The 24,023-nt window shown below is 68.1% G+C and carries 21 protein-coding genes; 15 read left to right on the top strand and 6 right to left on the bottom strand.

The window, feature by feature from the left end; translation table 11 throughout:
• Positions 1–27 precede the first annotated feature (27 nt).
• Positions 28–750 carry a GntR family transcriptional regulator gene (locus AC1RVW_RS05690; protein ID WP_081267675.1) on the bottom strand — a complete coding sequence of 241 codons (723 nt, stop codon included), beginning with the start codon at positions 748–750 and terminating at the stop codon, positions 28–30.
• Between the two features lie 36 nt (positions 751–786).
• On the opposite strand from AC1RVW_RS05690, the gene AC1RVW_RS05685 reads away from it, so the two are divergent.
• On the top strand, positions 787–1,365 hold the full coding sequence (locus tag AC1RVW_RS05685; RefSeq protein WP_493198557.1) for an NADPH-dependent FMN reductase: 579 nt from the start codon (positions 787–789) through the stop codon (positions 1,363–1,365).
• A gap of 173 nt (positions 1,366–1,538) precedes the next feature.
• On the top strand, positions 1,539–3,065 hold the full coding sequence (locus AC1RVW_RS05680; RefSeq protein WP_493198555.1) for a GGDEF domain-containing protein: 1,527 nt from the start codon (positions 1,539–1,541) through the stop codon (positions 3,063–3,065).
• Positions 3,066–3,080: 15 nt separating this feature from the next.
• On the opposite strand, the gene AC1RVW_RS05675 is transcribed toward AC1RVW_RS05680, so the two are convergent.
• On the bottom strand, positions 3,081–3,887 hold the full coding sequence (locus tag AC1RVW_RS05675; RefSeq protein ID WP_493198553.1) for an IclR family transcriptional regulator: 807 nt from the start codon (positions 3,885–3,887) through the stop codon (positions 3,081–3,083).
• A gap of 131 nt (positions 3,888–4,018) precedes the next feature.
• On the opposite strand from AC1RVW_RS05675, the gene AC1RVW_RS05670 reads away from it, so the two are divergent.
• From AC1RVW_RS05670 to AC1RVW_RS05630, 9 genes are read left to right on the top strand one after another with little or no spacing between them, the layout of a single operon-like run.
• The gene (locus tag AC1RVW_RS05670) at positions 4,019–5,005 is read left to right on the top strand and encodes a Bug family tripartite tricarboxylate transporter substrate binding protein (protein WP_493198551.1); all 987 of its coding nucleotides are present in this window, start codon (positions 4,019–4,021) and stop codon (positions 5,003–5,005) included.
• Between the two features lie 6 nt (positions 5,006–5,011).
• Entirely contained in the window at positions 5,012–5,932 is a 921-nt protein-coding gene (locus AC1RVW_RS05665; RefSeq protein WP_493198549.1) for an amidohydrolase family protein, read from the top strand.
• On the top strand, positions 5,929–6,915 hold the full coding sequence (locus tag AC1RVW_RS05660) for a Bug family tripartite tricarboxylate transporter substrate binding protein (protein WP_493198547.1): 987 nt from the start codon (positions 5,929–5,931) through the stop codon (positions 6,913–6,915). The genes AC1RVW_RS05665 and AC1RVW_RS05660 overlap by 4 nt, the downstream gene beginning before the upstream one ends.
• Before the next feature lie 40 nt (positions 6,916–6,955).
• Complete coding sequence (locus AC1RVW_RS05655; protein ID WP_493198545.1) at positions 6,956–7,645, top strand: RraA family protein; 690 nt, start codon at positions 6,956–6,958, stop codon at positions 7,643–7,645.
• On the top strand, positions 7,642–8,583 hold the full coding sequence (locus tag AC1RVW_RS05650; protein ID WP_493198543.1) for an NAD(P)-dependent oxidoreductase: 942 nt from the start codon (positions 7,642–7,644) through the stop codon (positions 8,581–8,583). The genes AC1RVW_RS05655 and AC1RVW_RS05650 overlap by 4 nt, the downstream gene beginning before the upstream one ends.
• Before the next feature lie 37 nt (positions 8,584–8,620).
• Positions 8,621–9,601, top strand: coding sequence for a Bug family tripartite tricarboxylate transporter substrate binding protein (locus tag AC1RVW_RS05645; RefSeq protein ID WP_493198541.1), 981 nt, complete (start codon positions 8,621–8,623; stop codon positions 9,599–9,601).
• Positions 9,602–9,647: 46 nt separating this feature from the next.
• The gene (locus AC1RVW_RS05640; RefSeq protein ID WP_493198539.1) at positions 9,648–10,604 is read left to right on the top strand and encodes a tripartite tricarboxylate transporter substrate binding protein; all 957 of its coding nucleotides are present in this window, start codon (positions 9,648–9,650) and stop codon (positions 10,602–10,604) included.
• Positions 10,605–10,611: 7 nt separating this feature from the next.
• Positions 10,612–11,499 carry an amidohydrolase family protein gene (locus AC1RVW_RS05635; protein WP_493198537.1) on the top strand — a complete coding sequence of 296 codons (888 nt, stop codon included), beginning with the start codon at positions 10,612–10,614 and terminating at the stop codon, positions 11,497–11,499.
• 30 nt (positions 11,500–11,529) lie between these two features.
• A complete protein-coding gene (locus AC1RVW_RS05630) occupies positions 11,530–12,471 on the top strand; it encodes an SMP-30/gluconolactonase/LRE family protein (protein ID WP_493198535.1) in 942 nt (313 codons plus the stop codon).
• 12 nt (positions 12,472–12,483) lie between these two features.
• On the opposite strand, the gene AC1RVW_RS05625 is transcribed toward AC1RVW_RS05630, so the two are convergent.
• Both AC1RVW_RS05625 and AC1RVW_RS05620 read right to left on the bottom strand, forming a co-directional pair.
• A complete protein-coding gene (locus AC1RVW_RS05625) occupies positions 12,484–14,478 on the bottom strand; it encodes a phosphatase PAP2 family protein (protein WP_493198533.1) in 1,995 nt (664 codons plus the stop codon).
• A gap of 249 nt (positions 14,479–14,727) precedes the next feature.
• On the bottom strand, positions 14,728–15,351 hold the full coding sequence (locus tag AC1RVW_RS05620) for a TetR/AcrR family transcriptional regulator (RefSeq protein ID WP_081267687.1): 624 nt from the start codon (positions 15,349–15,351) through the stop codon (positions 14,728–14,730).
• A gap of 144 nt (positions 15,352–15,495) precedes the next feature.
• Between AC1RVW_RS05620 and AC1RVW_RS05615 the strand changes: the two genes are divergently transcribed.
• The 4 genes from AC1RVW_RS05615 to AC1RVW_RS05600 all read left to right on the top strand — a co-directional run bounded on the left by AC1RVW_RS05615 (position 15,496) and on the right by AC1RVW_RS05600 (position 22,187).
• On the top strand, positions 15,496–16,704 hold the full coding sequence (locus AC1RVW_RS05615) for an efflux RND transporter periplasmic adaptor subunit (RefSeq protein WP_493198531.1): 1,209 nt from the start codon (positions 15,496–15,498) through the stop codon (positions 16,702–16,704).
• A 15-nt stretch (positions 16,705–16,719) separates the two neighbouring features.
• Complete coding sequence (locus AC1RVW_RS05610) at positions 16,720–19,881, top strand: efflux RND transporter permease subunit (protein WP_493198529.1); 3,162 nt, start codon at positions 16,720–16,722, stop codon at positions 19,879–19,881.
• A 10-nt stretch (positions 19,882–19,891) separates the two neighbouring features.
• Complete coding sequence (gene adeC / locus AC1RVW_RS05605; RefSeq protein WP_493198527.1) at positions 19,892–21,352, top strand: AdeC/AdeK/OprM family multidrug efflux complex outer membrane factor; 1,461 nt, start codon at positions 19,892–19,894, stop codon at positions 21,350–21,352.
• 121 nt (positions 21,353–21,473) lie between these two features.
• Complete coding sequence (locus tag AC1RVW_RS05600) at positions 21,474–22,187, top strand: SGNH/GDSL hydrolase family protein (protein ID WP_493198525.1); 714 nt, start codon at positions 21,474–21,476, stop codon at positions 22,185–22,187.
• Positions 22,188–22,202: 15 nt separating this feature from the next.
• Here AC1RVW_RS05600 and AC1RVW_RS05595 read toward each other — a convergent pair whose 3' ends face one another.
• Both AC1RVW_RS05595 and AC1RVW_RS05590 read right to left on the bottom strand, forming a co-directional pair.
• Entirely contained in the window at positions 22,203–23,234 is a 1,032-nt protein-coding gene (locus tag AC1RVW_RS05595) for a HAMP domain-containing sensor histidine kinase (RefSeq protein WP_493198523.1), read from the bottom strand.
• A 6-nt stretch (positions 23,235–23,240) separates the two neighbouring features.
• Complete coding sequence (locus AC1RVW_RS05590; protein ID WP_493198521.1) at positions 23,241–23,936, bottom strand: response regulator; 696 nt, start codon at positions 23,934–23,936, stop codon at positions 23,241–23,243.
• Positions 23,937–24,023 lie beyond the last annotated feature (87 nt).

Genomic DNA, 24,023 nt, shown 5'->3' with positions numbered 1-24,023 from the left:
CGCGGGCGATCCTGGCGCGGCGGCGCGCTAGTTCTTGTCGGCGCGCTCGGCGGCGCCCAGCACCGCCATCACATTGCGCTCGGTGCTGAGGATGTGTTCTTCGAGCAGTGCGCAGGCCGTCTTGGCGTCACGGCGCAAGGTGGCGTCCATGATCTTGCGGTGTTCGTTCGACTTGCGCCGCGCCGTCTTGCGAAAGCGCGCGGAATAGCGGCGGTAGCGCTCCGCCTGGTCGAACAGGCTCGCGCTCCAGGTGCGCAAGCGCTCCGAAGGGCAAGCCGCCAGCAGCGCGGCGTGGAAGGCCGAGTGCAGCTGGGTCCAGTCGTCGTCCAGCACCACGGGCCCGTCGCCGAGGCGGCCTTCGATCTTCTCGAGGCGGTGGTAGGCACCGACCACCGACGCCTCCCAGGCGTCGTCGCCGTTCGCGATGGACTCGCGCAGCGCCTGCACGTCGAGCATGACGCGCATGCGGGTGATGTCCGCGAGGTCTTCGGGCGAGATGTCGGCCACGCGGAAGCCGCGGCGTTCGTCGGCACGGATCAGCCCCTCCTGCGCCAGCCGGCTGAGCGCCTCGCGCAGCGGGCTGCTCGAAAAGCCGTAGGCCGTCTGCAGCTCGTCGAGCTTGAGCTTCGCCCCGGCGCCGTAGGTGCCAGAGAGCACGTCCTGGCGCAGCCGGATGAAGGCCTGGTCGACGAGCGGGAGCGCGCGCTCGGCAGTCGATTCTTTTTTGTACATGTTTTCAATTTTATGCATAAACTCCCGCCGCTTGGAACAGAGGAACCCCCCGCTTTGAACGACACCACCCACCCCACCACGCGACTTGTCGCCATCTCCGGCAGCATTCGCCGGGCCTCGAACTGCACGGCCGTGCTGCGCAGCCTGCAGCCGCTGCTGCCACCGCATGTGGCGCTGGAGATCGTGCCGCTGGACGACATTCCCATCTACAACGCCGATCTCGACGGCGACACGCCGCCCGCGCCTGTGGCACGCCTGAAGAGCGCCATTGCGGGCGCCGACGGGCTCGTGCTGTGCTCGCCCGAATACAACTACGGCATGCCGGGCGTGCTGAAGAATGCCATCGACTGGGCCTCGCGGCCCGGCTTCGCGTCGCCTCTGAAAGGCAAGCCGGCGCTGGTGATGACGGCGTCGCCCGGTACCGCCGGCGGCGTGCGCGCGCAGGCGCAGATCCGCGATGCGCTGGCCGCCACGCTGGCCCGCCCGCTGGTGCGCCCGCACGTGGCCATTGCCAATGTGGCCTCGCGCATCCAGGACGGCCGGCTGGTCGACGCAGCCACGCTGGACTTCGTCGGGGCGGCGCTGGCCGAGCTGCTCGAGGAGATCGCGCTGCTCGCCGGCGCACGCCGATAGTCACGCCGGCTCCTGCCCGGGCGCGCTTCCGGTCAGGTAGTAGATTTGATCAACAACCTGTCCGCGACATATAAACGCGCGATGGCGCCCCCTGTGGCGCCGGTCTCCCTGGTCAGGCATCGCCGCGCATTTCCGCCAAGGTCCTGCACGGCAGCCATCGACAAAAAAGCGTCATGCCCCCGCGTCCCTGCTCACAGAGACTTGCCACCTTGGCAGGTCATCACCCTTTGATCGTCGGTGGGCTGGGGACGCTCCTGACACTGGTCGTGCTGTCCATCAGCGTCCTCACGCTGTGGGCGGACCGGGAAACGGCCGTCGAACATGCGCACGGGATGTCGAAGAACGTCGCAGCCGTTCTGGCGAGCAACATCTCGCGGACCGTCGAATCGGCGGATCAGTCGCTGCTCATGCTGATCGCCTCCTTGGACAAACCCATTGTGCGAAGCCTGAGTCCGGAGGTGCGGCACGAATTGCTGTTCGGCTCGACAGTCTCTGCCCGCTATGTCACCGGCATGGGCGTCACGGACGACAAGGGCCAGCTCATCGACGGTTGCTGCTCCAGCACGCATCGTTGGGATTTCAGTGACCGCGACTACTTCACCGCGCATCGCGATGCCACGAACCTCGGCCTCTATGTCTCGTCGGCCTATCGGGCACGCGCGCGCGAAGGCGTTGAGGCCATCGCGCTGAGCCGAAGAATCAACCGCCCGGACGGGACTTTCGGGGGCACCGCGCTCGTCGCCATCGACCTCGATTACTTCAAGCACTTGCTGGACGACCTGGAAATCGGCCCGCGCGGCGTGGCGGCGATCGTTCGCACGGATGGCACCCTGGTTGCAAGAAACCCCGCTCCGGGCAAGGCGCTCACCCACGACCTGAAAGGATCGCCGACGTTTCCGCGCATGGTGAATCGGGAGTCCGGCTTCTATGCGGCGTCCTCGGTCATCGATGGAACGATTCGCCTGTACACCTTCCAGCGCGTGCCCGGAACGCCGTTCATTGCGGTGATTGCCCCGGCCTTGGACGATGCCCTGGCGTCCTGGAAACGGCTGTCGTGGATCGTCGGCCTTTCGTCGCTGCTGGTCAGCAGTGCCTTCTGCGCCGGTGTGTGGCTGCTCGCGTTTGCGCTGCGAGGCCGGGTGATCGCGGAGCAGCACCTGAGGGAGCTGACCCAGACCGATTCCCTCACGGGCCTGAAGAACCGGCGCGCGCTCGACCTGGCGCTGGAGAGCGAATGGGACCGCCTGCAGCGCGGCGACGGTTGCCTGTCCGTGCTCTTCGTGGATGCGGACAATTTCAAACGCTACAACGACGCGCATGGGCATGCCCATGGCGACGTCGCGCTCCAGCATCTCGCCAACTGCATCGCAAGGCACGTGCGGCGACGCGGCGATGTTGCGGCACGGTATGGCGGAGAGGAGTTCATGGCCGTTCTGCCCGACACGGACGAAACAGGGGCCATGCGGGTCGCCGAGGCCATACGCGCCGAAGCCGAAGGCTCCCGCCCCAACGATGGCGCGCAGGACCTGGCACCACTCACCGTGAGCGTCGGCTGTGCCACGGCACGGCGATCGAACGCCGCGTCGCTCGATGCATTGACGAAAGCAGCGGACACCGCGCTCTACCAGGCCAAGCGAAGCGGCAAGAACTGCATCGTCTGGACGTCGGTCGAGGCGACATCCCCGACTCGCACAAAGTGATGGAGATGGCGCGGCCTACGGATGCCAGGTCGAGACGACGGCCGGCGTCTGCGCCGTGGGGCGGCCGGCCAACGCATAGGACAACTCGTTCGCCGCTTTCATGATCGTCTTCGCGTGGCCGATGAGCTTGGCTTTCGGCAAGCGGTCCGCCGGCCCGGAAATGCATACCGACCCGAGCAAGGCCCAGCGCAGGCCGAAGACCGGCGCCGACACCGTCGCCACGTTCTTCTCGCGCTCGCCGATGGAAAAGTGATAGCCCTTCTTGCGGATGTCCTCGTACAGCTTTCCCTGCTCCCCGGAAAACGCGAGGATCACCCGCCCCGGCGACCCCAGCTCCAGCGGAAGCATCGCGCCCATGCGCGCGTGATGGCGGATCGGCTGCGGTCCTTCCACGCGCGCGAGGCAGGTGCGCGAATTGCCTTCGCGCACGTAGAAGGCCGCGCTCTCGCCCGTGGCCTGCGATAGCGCAAGGAGCATCGGCTCCACCACGTTGTTGGCATCGAAGCTGGCCTGGTAGCGGGCACCGAGCCAGCCAGCGGCAGGCCCGAGCCGCCATTCGCCGTCGTCGCGCTGCACCACGTAGCCGGCCAGCGCCAGCGTGCGAAGCAGCCGCAGGATGGTGGTCTTGTGCATGCCGGTGCGCCGTGTCAGCTCGGCCAGCGAAAGCCGTTCGTCCTGCATGCCGAAGGTGTCTAGCAGTTGCAGGGCGCGGGTGACCGCGGTCACGCCGCCTGTCGTTTCGAGATCGGCTTCGCGCGGGACCTCGACGACTTCGGTCGGTCGCCTGCGCCTTGCCGTCGCGGCGCTTTTCTCAATGGTCATTTTGTTTCACTGGATGGTCCATGGTCCGTCTCATGAACCACCATTGTATGGCGCGAAACGCGAAACCAAAATCGCTGCATGCCCTGGAGCCCGGCTGCCAGGCACTCATCGAACGATTCGGAGACACCTACATGCGTAACTCGAGCCACAGCTCCATTTCCCGCCGTGCAGCGCTCGGCGCCGCCCTCCTGCTCACCTGCGGCATGGCCCTGGCGCAGGCCTATCCCTCGCGTCCGATCCGCCTGATCGTGCCCTTCCCGCCCGGCGGCGGCACGGACATCATTGCCCGCGAAGTGGCCAACAAGGTCGCGACATCCGAAGGCTGGACCATCGTCATCGACAACAAGCCGGGCTCCGGCGGCAACATCGGCGTCGATGCCGCGGTCAAGGCCAGCCCGGACGGCTACACGCTGGTGCTGGGCCAGACAAGCAACCTCGCGATCAACCCGTCGCTGTACGCGAAGCTGCCCTACGACCCGGTAAAGGACCTGGCGGCGGTGGGGCTTGTCGCGTCGGCGCCCCTGGTCGTTGTGGTGTCCGCCGCATCGCCCTACAAGAAGCTCGCGGACGTGGTTGCCGCCGCCAAGGCCAAGCCCACTTCGCTCAACTATGCGAGCTCGGGCAACGGCACCGTGGCGCACCTGGCGACCGAGCAGTTCCAGAAGGCCGCCGGCGTGCAGTTCACGCACGTCCCGTACAAGGGCGCCTCGCAGGGCCTGACGGACCTCGTCGGCGGCCAGATCCAGATGTACGTCTCGTCGGTGCCGACACTGATCGCCCAGATCAAGAGCGGCCAGTTGCGCGCGCTGGCGGTGACTTCGCTGCAGCGCAACAGCGACCTGCCCGACGTGCCCACCGTTGCCGAGTCGGGCTACAAGGACTTCGAGGCCGTGACGTGGTTCGGCGTCGCCGGCCCTGCCGCCATGCCCAAGGACGCCGTCGCCAAGCTGAACGCCGCATTCAACAAGGCCCTGGCGACGGACGAGGTGAAGAAGAAGCTGGTCGCGCAAGGCGCGGAAGTGATGACCGGCACGCCCGAGAAGTTCGCCTCGCTCATCCGCACCGACGGCGTGCGCTGGAGCGCGATCGTCAAGTCGTCCGGCGCCAAGATGGACTGACTCCGCATGGCCGCGATCGATGCTTCGTGCGCGGATGCGCTCATCGCTCCGTTCTCCGCGGGGCGCGGCCGCACGCCCGTCGACGTTCCGCCCGGTGCCTGCGACTGCCACGTGCATCTGTACGACGCGCGCTATCCCGCGACGCCCGGTGCCACGCTGCGGCCGCCGGACGCCAGCGCGGCGGACTACCGCCGGCTGCAGCGGCGCACGGGAACGCAGCGGGTCGTGTTCGTGACGCCTTCGACCTACGGCACCGACAACGGGCCGCTGTGCGACGCACTTGCAGCCTTCGGAACGCAGGCGCGCGGCGTGGCCGTGGTCGACGAACGGGTCAGCGATTCCGAACTGGAGGCGCTGCATGCCCGCGGGGTGCGGGGCATCCGCCTGAATCTGTCGCTGGGTGTCGTGAATTCCGCCTCGCAGATCGAACCGCTCGCACGCCGTGTCGCGCCACTGGGCTGGCACCTGCAGCTGCTTGCCCCCGCTCAGGCGTGGAGTGACCTCGCAGGCGTGCTGGGCGACTTGCCGGTGCCGGTCGTGTTCGACCATTTCGGCCGGCTCGCGCCCGCCATGGCAGGCGTGCACCCGTCGCATGCGCTGATCCTTCGCTTGCTCGAGGAGCGCCGCGCCTGGGTCAAGCTGTCCGGCGCCTACATCGTCAGCGAGCGGGGCGCGCCGGGGTACGAAGACGTGGCCCCACTGGCACGCGGCTTCCTGGAAGCCGCGCCGGATCGCGTGCTCTGGGGCAGCGACTGGCCGCACGCATCCGCCAGCGCCGGCCACCAGGCGATGCCGGACGACGCACAGCTGATGGCGCTGCTCGCCGGCTGGACCGGCACACGTCGGGCGCTGCACCGCGTGCTCGTCGACAACCCGGTCGCGCTCTACGGCTTCGACCGCCCCACCACAACTCTGGAGACTCCATGATCCGCATTCATCGGCGCCGGTTCGGCGCGCTGGGCCTGGCCGCGCTCGCCGCCGTGTCGTTGCCCGTTCTCGCTCAAGGCCAGTGGCCCACCGGCAAGCCCATCACCTGGGTGGTGCCGTACCCGCCGGGCGGCACCACCGACATCCTCGGGCGTGCCATCGCGCTGCGCCTGGGTACCTACCTGGGCGCCACGGTGATCGTGGACAACAAGGCAGGCGCCACCGGCACGATCGGCTCCGCCTTCGTCGCGCGTGCGGCACCCGATGGCTACACGCTGCTGGGCACATCGATCGGCCCGCAGGCGATCGTGCCCAACCTGCTGCCGAAGATGCAGTACGACCCGGTCAAGGCCTTCGCGCCGGTGTCGCTCATCGGGACCATCCCGCATGTGCTCATCGTCGGTGCGAACCAGCCGTTCCGGACGGTCGCGGACCTTGTCGCGCAGGCGAAGGCGCGCCCCGACGAGATCTCCTTCGCCTCCGGCGGCAACGGCACCGTGCTGCAGATGCAGGGCGAACTGCTGCGGCTGCAGACGGGCGCGAAGCTGACGCACGTTCCCTACAAGGGCGACACGCCGGCCATCCAGGACGTCCTAGCGGGCCATGCGACTTTCATGTTCGCGCCGGTGGCGGCCGCGTTGCCGCACATCCAGAGCGGTCACCTCAAGGCGCTGGCCGTCACTTCGGCGGCACGCCTGAAGGCCCTGCCCGATGTACCGACCATGGGGCAGGCCGGCTTCAAGGACTTCGTGGTGGAGCAGTGGCAGGCCGTCTACGCGCCGGCCGGCACACCCGCGCCGGTGGTCCAGCGCCTGCACGACGAAATCGTTCGCCAGCTGAAGGACCCCGAGATCGTCGCGATGGCCGACAAGCTCGGCGTCACGCTGGTGGGAAGCACGCCGCAGCAGCTCGCCGACACCCAGAAAGCCGACCTGTCCAAGTGGGCCAAGGTCATCAAGGACGCCGGCGTCAAGCCCGACTGAACTTCATTCCATTCCTCTTCCTTTTCCTGAAAGCACTCCCATGTCCCCAACCCTTCCCGACATCATTCGCAACTTCGAGCGCGTGCCCGCGAACATCGTGGCGCAGGCCGCAGAGTTCCAGCCGGCCATCCTCGCCGACGTGGCCGGCCGCCGCGGCGCGCTCGACGGGCGCATCAAGGCCCTGCGCCCGCGCATGAAGCTGGCCGGCACCGCCCTCACGGTGGAAGTGCGCCCCGGCGACAACCTCATGATCCATGCAGCCATCGCCATGGCGAAGCCCGGCGACGTGCTCGTGATCGACGGCAAGGGCGACCTGACCTCGGCGCTGATGGGCACGATCATGATGACGGCCTGCAAGAAGCTCGGCATTGCCGGCGTGGTGATGGACGGGGCCTGCCGCGACAGACTCGAGATCGACGAGATGGACTTCCCCGTCTTCAGCGTGGGCACCAACCCGAACGGTCCGACGAAGAACATCGGCGGGCGCATCGGGCACCCGGTGTCCATCGGCGGCGTGACGGTGCGTCCCGGCGACTTCGTGATCGGCGACGGCGACGGCGTGGTCGTGGTCGAGCGCGAGAAGATCGAATCGCTGCTGCCGCTGGCTGCCAAGAAGGTCCGCGACGAGGCCGCGCGCATCGCCGCCATCAAGGAAGGCGACACCGCGGCCAAGTGGCTGGACTCCGCGCTGCGCGCGGCCGGCGTGCTGAAGGAAGGCGAGACGCTGTGACCGCGACCAACGCAAGCTCCATCCTCGTGACCGGTGCCGACCTGGCGCCGCAGGCAATCGCGCTGCTCGAAGGCCATGACATCGTCTACGCCGGCAAGACGCCGACCGAGGACGACCTGGTCGCCCTTTGCCGCGCGCATGATCCCGTGGCCATCATCGTGCGCTACGGCAAGGTGGGCGCCGCAGTGATGGACGCGGCGCCTTCGCTGAAGGTGATTTCCAAGCACGGCAGCGGAACCGACACGATCGACAAGACCGCGGCGCAGCAGCGCGGCATCGAGGTGGTGGCGGCCGTGGGCGCCAATGCGGCCGCGGTGGCCGAGCAGGCGCTCGCCCTGCTGCTGGCCTGCGCCAAATCGGTGGTGGCGCTCGACGCGCGCATGCATGCCGGCCACTGGGACAAGGCGACGCACAAGAGCCTGGAGCTCGGCGGGCGCACCATCGGCCTCATCGGCCTGGGCGCCATCGGCCTTCGCTTCGCGCGCATGGCCGACGCGCTGGGCATGCGGGTGCTGGGCTACGACCCCTACGCCAAGAACCTTCCGGCCTATGTGCAACCCGCGGACCTGGCAACCCTCTGGGCCGAGTCCGACGCCGTGTCGTTGCACTGCCCGCTGACCGACGACAACCGCGGGCTGCTCAATGCCCGCACACTGGCGCAATGCAAGCGCGGCGTGATCATCGTCAACACGGCCCGTGGCGGGCTGATCGACGAAGACGCGTTGCTGGCGGCCGTGCGTTCGGGCCAGGTCGCCATGGCCGGGCTGGACAGCTTCGCGGTCGAGCCGATGACGCCCGGCCATCCGTTCCAGGGCGAAAAAAACATCGTGCTCAGCCCCCACATCGGCGGCGTGACCAGCGATGCTTACGTGAACATGGGCGTCGGTGCGGCAAGGAACCTGCTGCAGGTGCTTTCGCGCCAGGCGGCGACCACCTGAGGCATGGCCGCCGCCGCTCGAAAAAAAGGAGACAGAAATGAAGAGGAATAGAAGCATCCGCGGCGTTGCGGCTACCGTGGGGCTGCTGACGGTGCTGGCTGCACAGGTGCACGCACAGGCATGGCCCGCCAAGCCTGTGCGCCTGCTCGTGGGCTTTTCCGCGGGCGGCCCGACCGATGTGGTGGCGCGTGCCTTCGCCGACCACGCTTCGCGTGCGCTGGGCCAGCCGTTCATCGTGGACAACAAGCCCGGCGCGAACACGATCCTGGCGGCCGAGGCCGTCGCGGCGGCTCCGGCGGACGGCTACACGCTGCTGCTGGGTGCGACCAACCACACGATGATTCCCGCGCTCTACAGCCAGCGGGTCAAGTTCGATGCCGTGCGCTCGTTCGCGCCGGTGTGTTCGCTCGCCGTGAGTCCCACGGTGCTGGTGGTCGGCCCGTCGATGCCGGTCACCTCCTTCGGGGCGTTCCTGCAGGCGGTGAAGGCGGAACCCGGCAAGCGCACGTATGCCACGCCGGGCTCCGGCAGCTCGGGGCATTTCGCGAGCGCGCACTTCACGCAGCTCACGGGCACGTCGATGAATCACATACCTTACAAGGGTGCGGCGCAGGCGACGACCGACCTCATGGGCGGGCAGGTTGACAGCTCCTTCGCCACGCTGGGTTCGGTGCTCACGCAGGTGCAGTCCGGCAAGCTGACGGCCCTGGCGGTGGCATCGCCCAAGCGCTCGGCGCTGCTGCCGAACGTGCCGACCTTCGAGGAAGTAGGCGTCAAGGGCTACACGGCCGACGCCTGGTACGGCCTGCTGGCGCCCGCGAAGACGCCGCCGGAGGTGCTGGCCGTCCTGCGCCGTGTCGCCACCGAATTCGCACAGTCGCCGGCCACGCGGGAGAAATTGCGCTCGCTCGGCATGGAGGCGCAGAACACCTGCGGCGATGCCTTCGGCGCACAACTGGCGCGCGAGGTCAAGCTGTACGGCGAACTGGCCCGCTCGCTCGACCTCAAGACCGAATGAACCCGCTGCGCCCTGCCCGCAGCCGTCACCACACATCGGAGACAACATGAAATTTCTCGTCCGGGGCATGTTCGCCCTGTGCCTGTGCGCCGCCGCGGTCGCCCACGCCGCCTATCCCGAGCGCCCCATCACCCTCGTCGTGCCGTATGCGCCCGGCGGCTCGGCCGATGCGCTGGCCCGTGTGCTCGCGGTGCGCGTCGGCCAGAAGCTCGGCACCAGCGTGATCGTCGACAACCGGCCCGGCGCCAGCGGCACCATCGGCGCGGCCTTTGCCGCCAAGGCCGCGCCCGACGGCTACACCGTGCTGTACGACGCCACGCCGTACTCGATCAACCCGCACCTGTTCCCCCGCATGCCGTATGCGAGCAATGCGCTGCAGCCCCTGGCGCTCGTGGCACTGGCGCCGAACATCGTGATCGTGCGCGCGGAGTCGCCGCTCAAGAGCATCAAGGATCTCGTGGACAAGGCCAAGGCCGAGCCGGGCAAGATGAACTACGCATCGGGCGGCAGCGGCACCGTGCAGCGGCTGGCGGCGGAACTGCTGCGACAGCGGCTGGGCCTGGACATGGTCCACGTCGGCTACAAGAGCGGCGGCCCCGCCATCGTCGACGTGATGGGCGGCCAGGTCGACTTCATGTTCAGCACCATCGCCGCCTCGTACCCGCTGGTGTCGTCGGGCAAGCTGCGCGCGCTGGCGGTGTCGTCGCAGCAGCGCTCGGCGCGCCTGCCGGAGGTGCCGACCCTGGGCGAGACGGTGGTCCCCGGCTACGAGGCCTACGAATGGAACGGCCTGCTGCTGCCCGCCGGCACGCCCGCCTCCATTGCCGACAAGCTCCACAAGACGGTCGTCGAAGTGCTGAAGGAAGACGAGGTGAAGCGCCGCTTCGTGGACGTCGGCGTGCAACCGGTGGGCTCGACGCCGGCCGAGTTCGCCGACTTCCTGAAGAAGGAAGATGCGAAGTGGGCGGACGTGATCCGCAAGGGCAACATCAAGCTCGACTGAAGACGCCATGAGCAACGTGCCGGACTCTCGACCGGTTCCCCATTCCGTCGGCATCGACCGGCCCGCGCACGCCCTGCCCCAGGATGCCTGCGACAGCCACATGCACATCTTCGATCCGCGGTTCGCGCCGTCGCCGCACTGGACGCGCCAGCCGCCGCACGCCGATGTGGCGGCCTATCGCCGGTTGCAGCAGCGGCTGGGCACCTCGCGCACGGTGGTGGTCAATCCCTCGACGTACGGCACGGACAACGCCTGCACGCTCGACGCACTCGCCCAACTGGGCGAGCGTGCACGCGGCGTGGCCGTCGTCGGCCATCAGGTGGCCGACAGTGAGCTCGATGCGCTCGCGGCGCAGCGCGTGTGCGGCCTGCGCGTGAACTTCGTCACTCCACAGTCCTGGGGAACGACCACGCCGGAGATGCTGACCACGCTGGCCCGCAAGGTGGCCCGTCTGGGCTGGCACATCCAGGTCTTCGTTCAGCCGGAGCAGCTGGTGGCGCTGGCCCCGGTGCTCGCCGCCCTCCCGGTGCCGCTGGTCATCGACCACATGGCCCGCATCGACCCGGCGGAAGGCGTCAAGGGCGAGGCCTATGCGGTCGCGCGCCGGCTGCTGGACGGGGGCAACACATGGATGAAGCTGTCGGGCGTGTACATGCGCTCGCGCGACGGGGCGCCCGCCTACGGCGACGCATTCGAGCTCGGCCGCGCGCTGGTCACCGCCGCGCCGGAGCGCCTGATGTGGGGCAGCGACTGGCCCCACACCACCGAGGCGCCGGACACCGTCAACGATGCCGACCTGGCCGACGTTCTCGCGGCCTGGTGCGACAGTACCGCGGTGCGCGACCGCATCCTGGTGGACAACCCGGCGAAGCTCTACGGCTTTGCGGCCGCTTGAGCCGCAGCACCGCCTTCCCAGGAGACCGACATGTACTTTCTGCAAGCGCCCCAGGTGCTGGAACTGCAGACCTTCACGACCATGCCCGCGTCGCTGCGCCGGCCGCAGCGCAGTGTCTGGGCCGACGCCAACCGCGGCGGGCAGCCGACCGACTCGTTCCTTGAAGGGCCGGTGTTCGACGACGCCGGCAACCTCTACGTCTGCGACATTCCCTTCGGCCGGATCTTCCGGATCGACCCGGCCGGCGCATGGACGCAGGTGGCCGAGTACGACGGCGAACCCAACGGCATGAAGTTCATCGACGCCCACACCCTGCTCGTCACCGACTACAAGAACGGCCTGATGCGCGTGGACGTGCAGACCGGGCAGATCACGCCGCACCTGCAGCGGCGCAACACCGAGAGCTTCAAGGGCGTGAACGACCTCGTGCTCGACGCCCAGGGCAACATCTACTTCACGGACCAGGGGCAAAGCGGGCTGCACGATCCATCGGGCCGGCTCTACCGGCTGCGCCCGAACGGCCAGCTCGACCTGCTCCTGTCGAACGTGCCCAGCCCCAACGGCGTGGCCCTTTCGCCGGACGGCAAGGTGCTCTACCTGGCGGTGACGCGGGGCAACTGCGTCTGGCGCGTGCCGCTGCTGGCCGACGGGAGCGTGGCCAAGGTGAGCCAGTTCTTCACCTCCTACGGGCCCAGCGGCCCCGACGGGCTCGCGGTCGACACGCAGGGCCGGGTGCTGGTTGCGAACCCCGGGCTGGGCTACGTCTGGGTGCTCAACACGCGCGCGGAGCCCGTCATGGTGCTGCGCGGTCCTGCCGGTGCCTCGACCACCAACATCGCCTTCGGCGGTCCGAACCGGTCCACGCTGTTCGTGACCGACTCCACGCATGGGAATGTGCTGACGCATTCCCTCGACACTCCGGGCGTCGAGCTGCACCCTTCCCGCCTGAAGAAGGGGCAGCCTGTCGGCTAGATCAACGGGAGGTCATGCGTCGAAGCGCACGACGAGCTGCGTGCCCGTGTAGGTCGGCGTGACCTTGAAGCCCGGTGCGTTGATGGCCGAGAAGCGGCCGGTCAGGGTGCTGCTGCTGATGACGGTAAGCGTATCGCCCGCGCTGGGCGCAAAGCCTGGCTTGAAGCTCAGGTTCAGCGTTCCGTCGAGGGCGGCCACACCCGCCACGCTCAGGCGGCCCGCGCCGTTGCCGCCCAGGTTCAGCTGCAGCGTCGTGCCCGCCAGCTGCGTGTAGGCGCCCGCCATCGTGACCGTCGAAGAGGCGTTGCAGACGAGCGTGCCGCCACCGACGTAGACGTTGCCCTTGCCGAAGGCCGCGGCAGCGTCCGCCTGCAGCGAGCCTTCCATCAGCTGCGTGCCGCCCGTGTAGCTGTTGCTGCCGCCGAGCGCGAGCGTGCCGCTGCCCTTCTTGGTGAGCTTGCCGGCGCCGGAGATGTTGTTGCGCCAGTTGTCCAGCGCATTGAAGCCGCCCCGGCTGGCGTCCATGGTCACGACCACGTCGCCGTTGAAGACGCCGTAGCCGTCGGCCGCGTCGAACAGGTTGAGGCGGCCCCAGCCTTCGGGGTCGTCCATCACCGGATAGCCCGAAGCGACGGCCGTGGTCTTGAGCACCACGCGGCGCTGCGTGGCATCGAGGTACGGCAGGCGCGTTTCGAGCAGCACTTCGGCGCCCTTGGGCACCACGGCGGGCTTGGTCGTATCTGCCACCGGCTTGAAGCCGAAGGTCAGGCGGCGCAGGTAGTCGGCCTTGCTCGCGGCATGGTCGGCAAAGCGGTCGGCCGCGGCGCCCTGCGAATGGGCGAAGTTGTTGAAGGCGGCGGCATCGCTGGCGCCCACCGCGGTCATCAGCACGCTCTGCGCCTGGGCATAGGCCGCGCTCTTGCGCGCGGCGTTGGCGCCGGTGGAAAGACTGGCGGTTGCCACGGCCTGGCCGTGCAGTCGTCCGCCGACCACGTCCAGCGGCGAATGCATGCCGGCCAGGATGCGGTTCTCGCCGAGCTCGAGGCCGCGCGCCACCATTTCCTGGAAGCGCTGCGGCACGACGTAGGCGGATGCGATGGCATCGCGCACCGCCTCGGCCGTGTGGCCGCTCACGAAGCCGCCGTCGGTGGCGGGCGTGCCGCTCTTGGCGGGCTCCAGCGCGGGCACCACCTTCACGCTGCCGCTCCAGCGCCAGGGGCGCGCGTACTTGTAGAAGCGCTTGGCGGGCTCGGTGGAACCGTTCTCGCCGATGTTCTTGAGCAGGTCGACCACCGTGCCGAAGCTCGGGTTCGAGGCACCGCCCACGCCCACGTCGTTGCCGCCGTCGTTGTAGAGCACCGTGGTGGCGTCCGGTGCGATGCCGGTGATGGTGGTGACCTGCTGCGTGGCCGCGCGCCAGGCGCTGGTGAGCGGGCCCATGCCGTCGCTGATGCTGTAGCCCTTGCCGCGGCGGTCGTCCAGGTAGGCGGCCAGCTCCTGCGCGCTGGTGCGTGCATTGGTGGCGTCGACGACGTACTGGATGTTGCTGTTCAGCACCCCGCTGTTGAGGATCTTGCCGTCGGAGGCGTCGCCCGGAATGCCGCTCCACGTCGACTGAACGACCGCCGGAAAGCTTCCCTGCGCCGGCGCCGACACGCCCGCGTCGACCAGCAGCGTGCTGGGCTGCCAGAAGTCGAGGAAGCCGGCCACCACGCGCACGCCGGCATTGGTTTCCTTGGTCGCGTAGCGCGCATCGCCACGCTGGTTGGTCGCGACGTTGTCGACGAAGGGTGGAATCGCGGCCGTGTCGGGCACGGGCGCGGTGTCCGTGAAGCCCAGGTCCTTCGGAGGCCCGGCCACCACGACGGCGGTCGGATTCGTGGTGGCCGGCGTGCCCGAGATGGGAAACGAGACACCGTCGTTGCTGCCGCCGCCGCAGGCCGAGAGGCACAGAGCCGCGACGAGAGTGATGGCGAAGGGGCGGGCGTAGGGAAAGAGATGCGGCATGAGAAAGTGAATGGAGGAATGAAGGCGCGGGGCTCGGCATGTCGGCCCTCTGCGGCCACGCGCAATCTAGGGGGGCAAGAAGTCATTGCCGTGAACGGCAGGCCCATATCGCACGGCTGTGATGAAGCTGCGACAGCCCCTTGATCCGGACGGCCGTCGGGTCAGGCGCCGGTCAGGGTCGATTCATGCCATCCATTGGCAGTTGAATTGAAAAAAGCGATTGCCAGGAGGCGTGCCTGCCTGCCTTCCTCACTCGGCAGGCCGGCCCTCCGCGGCGTATCCGCCAAGAAACACCTGCACGGCGCGCCGCGTCGCGTCGCGAAGCTCCTTGCGTGTCAGCGGTCCCTGGATGCCGATCAGGCTCGGCTTGACGGTCTCCGAATCCAGAAGGCTCATCAGGTGGTGTGCCGCCACGACAGGGTCGGCCGTTCGCAGCCGGCCCTTTTGCATCTGCCGGCCCAGGAAGTCCGCCATTGCGGTCACGCCCTTCCTGGGCCCGCCTTCATAGAAGAGCCGGCCTATGTCGCTGCGGCCGGATTCGGCGATCACCGCCCTCTGCGCCTGGATGACCTCTTGCGAGCACACCACGGCCAGGATCTTCTCGCCGAACCGCTGCAGCACCTGGGCGAGGTCGTCCTCGCCCTCCTGCGCCAGCGCCGTGAAGATCGGATCGAAGTGCTTGCTTGCGGAGGCGTGGATCACCGCGACGAACAGTTCTTCCTTCGAGCTGAAGTAGCCGTACAGGGTCGCTCTGGAGCCCCCCACGCGGGCAGCGATCTCCACCATCGAGGCGCCCTCGAACCCCAGCTCCCTGAAAACTTCCGATGCCACCTGGACGATGGCGTCGCGCTTGGCTTCTGTCTTGACCCGCATACCGTGTGCCTCCTTATTTTTGTACACGTCTGACTATTTTAATTGACACCCTCCTGAAGTCAAAATACATTTCAGTACAGCACTGTCTATTTATGAGTCGACGAGACAAAGCAACGTCCCGTCGTTTTTCCCAGGAGAATCGCGATGCGCCCCCCTCTGACCTACGGCCTGACATTCCTCGCGGCCGTCATGTCCACCTGCATGCTCGTGGCCTGCGGCAAGCCGCCGGGCGGCCCGCCTCCGGCGGCCGGCACCCCTGAAGTCGGCGTGGTCACGGTGCAGCCGCAGCGCGTGGCCATCACGACCGAGCTGCCTGGGCGCACCGTGCCCTTTCTCATCGCCGACGTGCGCCCGCAGGTCGGCGGCATCGTCAAGACCCGCCAGTTCCGCGAGGGCAGCGACGTGAAGGCCGGCGAGGCGCTCTACCAGATCGATCCCGCCACCTACAAGGCGACCTACGACAGCAACCTCGCCGCGCTCGCCAAGGCGCAGGCCAGCCTGGTGACCACGCGGCTCAAGGCCGAGCGCTACAAGGAGCTGGTGGCCATCAAGGCCGTGAGCCAGCAGGACTACGACGACGCCGCCGCTTCGCTGCAGCAAGGCGAGGCCGATGTCGCCTCGGCCAAGGCCAACGTCGAAACGAGCCGCATCAACCTCGCCTACGCACGCATCGACGCGCCGATCTCGGGGCGCATCGGCAAATCGTCGGTCACGCCGGGCGCATTGGTCACGGCCAGCCAGTCGACCGCGCTGGCGACCATCCAGCAGCTCGACCCGATCTACGTCGACGTGACCCAGCCCAGCGCCGCGATGCTTCAGCTCAAGCAGGCGATGGCGCGCGGCGACCTGCAGAAGAGCGGTGCCAATGCCGCGAAAGTGCGGCTGCTGCTGGAAGACGGCAGCACCTACCCGCTCGAGGGAAAGCTCGAGTTCTCCGACGTCACCGTGGACCAGAACACCGGCGCGATCACGTTGCGCGCGGTGTTCCCCAACCCCGACGCGGATCTGCTGCCCGGCATGTACGTGCGCGCGGTGCTGCAGGAAGGCGTGAAGGATCAGGCGCTCATGGTGCCGCAGCAGGCGGTGTCGCGCGACGGTGCCGGCAAGCCCGTGGCCTATGTGGTGGACGCCCAGCACAAGCTGCAGCGGCGCGCACTCGAGACCGAGCGCGCCATCGGCGACCAGTGGCTGGTGCGCAGCGGCCTGAAGGCCGGCGACCAGCTGGTGGTGGACGGCCAGCAGCGCGCGGCGCCGGGCGTCGAGGTGAAGACGGTGCAATGGAACCCCAAGTCCGTGCCAGGCACCGAGACCGCCAAGGCAGCTCCGGCCGAGCCTGCCGGCGCGGCCAACTGATCGCGAAAGACCGTCATGGCACGTTTTTTCATCGACCGGCCCATCTTCGCGTGGGTGCTCGCCATCATCGTGATGCTGGGCGGCGCAATGGCAATCGCCACGCTGCCGATCGCGCAGTACCCGAGCATCGCGCCGCCCGCCGTCGCCATCACCGCCAACTACCCTGGCGCTTCCGCCAAGACGCTCGAGGACACCGTCACCCAGGTCATCGAACAGAAGATGAAGGGGCTGGACCGGCTCAGCTACATGGCCTCGACCAGCGAATCGTCCGGCTCGGTCACCATCACCCTCACCTTCGAGAACGGCACCGACCCCGACACCGCGCAGGTGCAGGTGCAGAACAAGCTCTCGCTGGCCACGCCGCTGCTGCCGCAGGAGGTGCAACAGCAGGGCGTGACCGTCACCAAGTCGGCCACCAACTTCCTGAACGTGCTGGCCTTCACGTCCGAAGACGGCAGCATGAACGGCTCCGACCTGTCGGACTACGTGGCCGCGAACGTGCAGGAAGCACTCAGCCGCGTGGAGGGCGTCGGCGACACCACGCTATTCGGCTCGCAGTACGCCATGCGCATCTGGCTCGACCCGAACAAGCTCGCCAACTTCAGCCTCACGCCGCTGGACGTGAAGACCGCGATCCAGGCGCAGAACGCGCAGGTGTCGGCCGGCCAGCTCGGCGGCATGCCGGCGGCCGCCAACCAGCAGATCAACGCGACCATCACCTCGCAGACGCGCCTGAAGACCGCGCAGGAGTTCGAGGACATCCTGCTGCGCACGCAGACCAACGGCGCCCAGGTGCGCCTGCGCGACGTCGCCCGCATCGAGCTCGGCAGCGAGTCGTACAACACGGTCGGGCGCTACAACGGCAAGCCGGCCGCCGGCCTGGCCATCAAGCTGGCCGCGGGCGCCAATGCACTCGACACGGTCAAGGCCATAGACGCGCGGGTGGCGGAGCTCGAGAAGTTCTTTCCGCAGGGCATGAAGGTGCAGAAGCCCTACGACACCACGCCCTTCGTGCGGATCTCCATCGAGGAGGTCATCAAGACGCTGGTCGAGGCCGTGATGCTGGTGTTCCTGGTGATGTACCTGTTCCTGCAGAACTTCCGCGCCACGCTGATCCCGACCATCGCGGTTCCGGTGGTGCTGCTGGGCACCTTCGGCGTGCTCGCGGCCTTCGGCTTCACCATCAACACGCTGACGATGTTCGCGATGGTGCTGGCCATCGGCCTGCTGGTGGACGATGCGATCGTGGTGGTCGAGAACGTCGAGCGCGTGATGACCGAAGAGGGCCTGTCGCCCAAGGAGGCCACGCGCAAGTCCATGGGCCAGATCACCGGCGCGCTGGTGGGCGTGGCCCTGGTGCTGGCGGCGGTGTTCGTGCCGATGGCCTTCTTCGGCGGCTCCACGGGCGTGATCTACCGGCAGTTCTCGATCACCATCGTCTCGGCGATGACGCTGTCGGTGCTGGTGGCGATGGTGCTCACGCCGGCGCTGTGCGCGACGCTGCTCAAGCCGGTGCACAAGGGCCACGCGATGGCGACCACCGGCTTCTTCGGCTGGTTCAACCGCAGCTTCGACCGCGGCAACGGGCACTACCAGGGCATCGTGCGGCACATGGTGGCCAAGGGCTGGCGCTACATGGCCGTGTACGCGGTGCTGCTGGCGGTGGTGGTGGTCGGCTTCATGAAGCTGCCGGTGGGCTTCCTGCCCGACGAGGACCAGGGCACGATGTTCGCGCTGGTGCAATTGCCGCCGGGCGCGACCAACGCGCGCACGGAAGAAGTGATCCGCCAGGTGGAGCATCACTTCCTGGTCGACCAGAAAGATGCCGTCTCGGGCATCTTCACCGTGGCCGGCTTCAGCTTTGCGGGCAGCGGCCAGAACACCGGCTTCGCCTTCATCAAGCTCAAGCCCTGGGACGAGCGCAAGGGCGAGGCCCTGAGCGTGACCGGCGTGGCGGCCAAGGCCGGCGCCTTCTTCAACACGATCCGCGACGCCAAGGTGTTTGCCTTCGCGCCGCCGGCCGTGGCCGAGCTCGGCAACGCGACCGGCTTCGACCTGATGCTGCAGGACCGCGCCAACCTCGGGCACGCGGCCCTGATGCAGGCGCGCAACCAGCTGCTCGGCGCGCTGTCCAAGGACAAGCGCCTGGTGGCCGTGCGCCCCAACGGCCTGGAGGACACACCCGAATTCAGGCTCGAAATCGATCCGCACAAGGCGCAGGCCCAGGGCCTTTCGATGTCGGACATCAACGACACCTTCTCGGCCGCCTGGGGCAGCAGCTACGTCAACGACTTCATCGACAAGGGACGCGTGAAGAAGGTGATGCTGCAGGCCGATGCACGCTACCGCATGCTGCCCGAGGACATCGACCGCTGGTACGTGCGCAACAGCGCCGGAACGATGGTGCCCTTCACCTCCTTCGCCAAGGCCGGCTGGAGCTCGGGTTCGCCGCGCCTGGAGCGCTACAACGGGGTGCCCTCGGTCGAAATTTTGGGCATGGCGATGCCGGGGGCGGCATCGAGCGGCGAGGCGCTCGCCATCGTGGAAGCGGCGGTCGCGCAGCTGCCGGCGGGCATCGGCTACGAATGGACCGGCCTGTCGCGCCAGGAGAAGGCATCGAGCGGCCAGACCGGCCTGCTGTACGGGCTGTCGATCCTGATCGTGTTTCTCTGCCTTGCCGCGCTCTACGAGAGCTGGTCCATCCCGTTCTCGGTGATCCTGGTGGTGCCGCTCGGTGTGCTGGGCGCACTGGTCGGAGCGATCCTGACCTGGAAGATGAACGACGTGTACTTCCAGGTGGGCCTGCTCACCACGATCGGGCTCGCTTCGAAGAACGCCATCCTGATCGTCGAGTTCGCGAAAGACCTGCATGCGCAGGGCAAGGGACTGGTGGAGTCGGCGCTGGAGGCGGCACGCCTGCGCCTGCGGCCCATCCTGATGACTTCGCTGGCCTTCATTCTCGGCGTGCTGCCGCTGGTGCTGGGCAGCGGCGCCGGGGCCGGCGCGCAGCACGCGCTGGGCACGGCGGTGATCGGCGGCATGCTGTCAGGCACGCTGCTCGCGATCTTCTTCGTGCCGCTTTTCTTCGTGCTGGTGCGCGGTCTCTTCCAGGGCGGTTCGGCCACTCCCGCTGCTCCCGCTGCCCCCCACGCACAACCGGCCGCGGCCGCATCCTGAGGCATCCGCCATGAAACCATTCCGTCTTGCGCCCCTCGCGCTCGCAGTCCTGATGGCCGGCTGCAGCCTGATGCCGGCCTACCAGCAGCCCGCCGCTCCCGTGGCCGGCAAATTCGCCGGCGACATGGGGCCCGCCGACCCGGCATCCACGCCAGTGTCCGATCTCGGCTGGCGCGACGTCTTCACCGATCCATCGCTGCAGCGCGTGATCGAGATGAGCCTCGCCAACAACCGCGACCTGCGCGTGGCGGTGCTGAACATCGAGAAGGCGCGTGCCCAGTACCGCGTGCAGGACGCGGCGCTCTTTCCCACCGTCAACGCCAGCGCCGCCGGCAGCGGCAGCCGCACCCCTGCCGACCTGTCGTCCACCGGCGAGGCGCTCACTGCGCGCCAGTACAGCGCGTCGCTCGGATTCAGCGCCTATGAGATCGACCTCTTCGGTCGTGTGCGCAGCCTGAGCGCGCAGGCGCTGCAGCAGTTCCTCTCCACGGCCGAAGCGCGCCGCAGCACGCAGATCAGCCTGGTGGCCGAGGTGGCGACCGCCTATCTCACCCTCGCCGCCGATCAGGACCGGCTGGCACTCGCGCGCGACACGCTGCGCAGCCAGGGCGACTCCTACCGGCTCAACCAGCGCAGCTTCGAACTGGGTGCGGCTTCGGCCCTCACGCTGAGCCAGGCACAGACCAGCGTGGACAGCGCGCGCGTGGATGTCGAACGCTACACCTCGCAGGTCGCGCAGGACCGCAATGCGCTGGTGCTGCTCGTGGGCGCCGAAGTGCCCGACGAACTCCTGCCGCGCGCGCTCCCGGACGGGGCGACGGCCGAGGCCAGCCCGCTGGCTTCCATTCCGCCGGGGCTGCCCTCGGACCTGCTGCAGCGCCGGCCCGACATCCTGCAGGCCGAGCGCGACCTCAAGGCGGCCAATGCCTACATCGGCGCGGCGCGCGCAGCCTTCTATCCGCGCATCAGCCTCACGGCCTCGGCGGGCACGTCGAGCAGCGAACTGTCGGGCCTGTTCAAGGGCGGCTCGGGCAGCTGGAGCTTCGCGCCGCAGATCACGCTGCCGATCTTCGACGGCGGCACCAACCGCGCCAACCTCAAGATCGCCACGGTGAGCCGCGACATCTCGGTGGCGCAATACGAAAAAGCCATCCAGACGGCATTCCGTGAAGTGTCGGACGCGCTGGCGCAACGCAATACGCTCGGGCGCCAGCTCGATGCACAGCAGTCGCTGGTGAACGCGACGGCGAACAGCTATCGCCTGTCGCAGGCGCGCTTCAGCCGCGGCGTGGACAGCTACCTGAGCGTGCTCGATTCGCAGCGCTCGCTCTATACCGCCCAGCAGGACCTGATCGGCACGCGCCTGGCGCGCTTCACCAACCTGGTGACTTTCTACAAGACGCTGGGCGGCGGATGGGTCGAGACCACGAACACGCCCGTGGCCGCGAAGCCTTCGGACAACGCCTCCTGAATCGACGCGCCTGGAATCTCCGCGCATCCATCGCATGGCGCGGCACATCCCCTGCCGCTTCAGCTGCTGACCGGCACGAAGTCTCCATTTTTTCTCCTTCTTTGGCCCCTAGCCTCAGGGAATGCCTGATCTCATCCACGTTCCGCCTCGGCGAGCCGGCCGGTTCGGAACGATCGCCCGCATCTTGGGCATGGCGCTGGCCACCGGTTGCGCGCAAGCCCCCGTGGTCCCCTCGGAAGACCACGTCAAGAGCAGCGGCGTGTCGCCGGCAAGCCGTGCCGTGGCGCGTGCTGCGGCGCCCCAAGGCGCATGCAGTGTCGAGCTCTATGGCGACTCCATCCTTCATGGCGGTTTCCTGGGCGACCGGCGGCTCGATGAAAGCCCGGCGGCCGCTCTGCGCCGGATGCGTCCCAGATACCGGGTGATCGATCATTCCGTGAGCGGGGAAACAGCCAGCGCACGGTCGGCGGCATTCGCAAGCGAAGCACGTTCGAGCCGCATCGTGGTCATCCAGCATGGGCTCAATGACGCGATGCAGAACTTGCCCCTGGAGCCGGCGCTGCGCGCCATGGTCAACCAAGCCAGGGCCGAGGGGCGCGACGTGGTCTTGACGGGCTTGTCGCAGACGCTCGCCGGTGCCGACGTGCGTGCACGAGGCGACGCGACGGTTCGGCGACTGGCGGGAGATCTCGCAGTGCCATTTGCCGACTGGGGCAGCGTGCCGATGCGTCGCGGCGAGATGGCGGACATTCTCCATCCCTCGCAGATCTACTCGACTCGGCTCGTCGAGCGCCTGGTCAAGGTGCTGGACCACCTGGCCCCCGAATGCGTGTGAGACACCACGCGCACTTCAGCGCGGCAGTTCGATCCTGATGCGCAGGCCGCCGTTGTCTGCGAGCGATGCCTCGATCGTGCCGTCATGGGCCAGCACCGCGCTGCGCGCGATGGCCAGGCCCAGCCCGACACCACGATCGACCTCGCGGCGGTCGATCCGCACGAAGGGCACGAAGATCGCTTCGAGCATGTGCGGCGGTACGCCCGGCCCGTGGTCGCTGATCACCACCTCCAGCAAGCTGCCCTCCGTGCGCAGGCTCGCGCGCACCTCCACCGTGCTTCCCTGCGCCGTGTGCTTCACGGCATTGCGAATCACGTTCTCGAACGCGCGGTAGATCAGTTCGCCGTCCACCTGGGCGACGAAGTGCTCGGGCGCCTCGATGCTCACCGAGCGGTTCGTCGCGCGCCCCTCGAAGTCGGCGTCGGCCACGATGTCGTGCAGCAGCTCGATCACATCGACCGCGCTGCGCGAGACGGGGGCCGATGCCGTCAGCCGGTGCAGCGTGAGCATTTCGTCGATCAGCGCGTCCAGGCGCCGGGTCTCGCGCTCGACGCGTTCGACCATGGCACCCACCTGCGAGGAATCCTGCTCGAGCAGCCCGATGGCCGCCTGGATGCGCGACAGCGGTGAACGCAGCTCATGCGAGATGTCGTGCAGGAGGCGGTCGCGCGCGGCGATCAGCGCCTGCAGCTGCGCCGCCATGCCGTCGATGTCGTGCGCCAGATCGGTGATCTCGTCGCGGCGCCCTTTCATGAGCGGTTCGACGCGCGTATCGAGATGCCCTTGCGCCATGCGCTGGAGCCCCCAGCGCAGGTGCTGGAGCGGCCGGGAGAGATACCAGGCCAGGAAGCCGCCGAAGACCAGGCTGGCCAGCACGGCGATCATCGCGGGAACGACGGGAATCCCGCTCACCTTGGGCACCGGATCGCTGGGCGGCGGCACCGCTCCGATGAGCCACAGATAGAGCGCCGTCAACCCGATGCTCGAGATCATGCAGCTCGACAGCACCAGCAGCAGCTTGCGGAACAGGCGCGTGGGCCGGGCCATGGCCGTTCAGTCCTTGAGCAGCTGGTAGCCGAGGCCGCGCACGCTCTGTATCCACGAACGGCCGTCGTCGCGCGTGCCCATCTTCTGGCGGATGCTGCTGATGTGCACGTCGATGCGGCGATCGAAGCGCGTCAGCGGCCGGTCGAAGGCGGCCAGGGAGATTTCCTGCTTGCTGATCAGCTGCCCCGCATGGCGCACCAGGACTTCCAGAAGGTTGAATTCGGTGCCCGTCAGCTCCAGCGGCGCACCCTGCCAGGCGGCCTGGCGCGTGCCGGGCCAGAGCGTGAGTGCGCCGGCCGTCAGCATCAGCGCGGCGTTAGCGCCTTCGGGCCGGTTGCGGCTTTCGGTGCGCCGCAGGATCGCGTGGATGCGCGCCACCAGTTCGCCGGGCGTGCATGGCTTGGGAACGTAGTCGTCCGCGCCCATGTTGAGGCCGACGATCTTGTCGACGTTGTCGCCGCGCGCCGTGAGCATGAGCACCGGCACGTTGCTCGTGGAGCGGATCCGGCGCAGCGCTTCGATGCCGGACAGGCGCGGCATCATGATGTCCAGCACCACGAGCGCATAGCTGCCGCGCAGCGCCTCGCTCACGCCCGCCTCGCCGTCATGGACCACACGCACATCGAAACCCTCGCGGGAGATGTAGAGCGACAACATCGATGTGAGGTCGACGTCGTCGTCGACAAGCAGAACCCTGTGCATGGGCGGAGTATGGCGCCGATCCGGCAGAGGCTCGCCAGGCGGGCGCCGATATTTACCCAGCTTAACGCTGGTTGACCGCAGCCAACA

This window comes from Variovorax sp. MPBD4-3, from assembly GCF_058809745.1.
This window is presented reverse-complemented; position numbering and strand designations above follow the sequence as displayed.

Coding starts and splice junctions, on each gene's coding strand:
- AC1RVW_RS05690 (WP_081267675.1), bottom strand. CDS start 750: ATGCATAAAATTGAAAACATGTACAAAAAAGAATCGACTGCCGAGCGC.
- AC1RVW_RS05680 (WP_493198555.1), top strand. CDS start 1,539: ATGCCCCCGCGTCCCTGCTCACAGAGACTTGCCACCTTGGCAGGTCAT.
- AC1RVW_RS05675 (WP_493198553.1), bottom strand. CDS start 3,887: ATGACCATTGAGAAAAGCGCCGCGACGGCAAGGCGCAGGCGACCGACC.
- AC1RVW_RS05670 (WP_493198551.1), top strand. CDS start 4,019: ATGCGTAACTCGAGCCACAGCTCCATTTCCCGCCGTGCAGCGCTCGGC.
- AC1RVW_RS05665 (WP_493198549.1), top strand. CDS start 5,012: ATGGCCGCGATCGATGCTTCGTGCGCGGATGCGCTCATCGCTCCGTTC.
- AC1RVW_RS05660 (WP_493198547.1), top strand. CDS start 5,929: ATGATCCGCATTCATCGGCGCCGGTTCGGCGCGCTGGGCCTGGCCGCG.
- AC1RVW_RS05655 (WP_493198545.1), top strand. CDS start 6,956: ATGTCCCCAACCCTTCCCGACATCATTCGCAACTTCGAGCGCGTGCCC.
- AC1RVW_RS05645 (WP_493198541.1), top strand. CDS start 8,621: ATGAAGAGGAATAGAAGCATCCGCGGCGTTGCGGCTACCGTGGGGCTG.
- AC1RVW_RS05640 (WP_493198539.1), top strand. CDS start 9,648: ATGAAATTTCTCGTCCGGGGCATGTTCGCCCTGTGCCTGTGCGCCGCC.
- AC1RVW_RS05635 (WP_493198537.1), top strand. CDS start 10,612: ATGAGCAACGTGCCGGACTCTCGACCGGTTCCCCATTCCGTCGGCATC.
- AC1RVW_RS05630 (WP_493198535.1), top strand. CDS start 11,530: ATGTACTTTCTGCAAGCGCCCCAGGTGCTGGAACTGCAGACCTTCACG.
- AC1RVW_RS05625 (WP_493198533.1), bottom strand. CDS start 14,478: ATGCCGCATCTCTTTCCCTACGCCCGCCCCTTCGCCATCACTCTCGTC.
- AC1RVW_RS05620 (WP_081267687.1), bottom strand. CDS start 15,351: ATGCGGGTCAAGACAGAAGCCAAGCGCGACGCCATCGTCCAGGTGGCA.
- AC1RVW_RS05615 (WP_493198531.1), top strand. CDS start 15,496: ATGCGCCCCCCTCTGACCTACGGCCTGACATTCCTCGCGGCCGTCATG.
- AC1RVW_RS05610 (WP_493198529.1), top strand. CDS start 16,720: ATGGCACGTTTTTTCATCGACCGGCCCATCTTCGCGTGGGTGCTCGCC.
- adeC (WP_493198527.1), top strand. CDS start 19,892: ATGAAACCATTCCGTCTTGCGCCCCTCGCGCTCGCAGTCCTGATGGCC.
- AC1RVW_RS05600 (WP_493198525.1), top strand. CDS start 21,474: ATGCCTGATCTCATCCACGTTCCGCCTCGGCGAGCCGGCCGGTTCGGA.
- AC1RVW_RS05595 (WP_493198523.1), bottom strand. CDS start 23,234: ATGGCCCGGCCCACGCGCCTGTTCCGCAAGCTGCTGCTGGTGCTGTCG.
- AC1RVW_RS05590 (WP_493198521.1), bottom strand. CDS start 23,936: ATGCACAGGGTTCTGCTTGTCGACGACGACGTCGACCTCACATCGATG.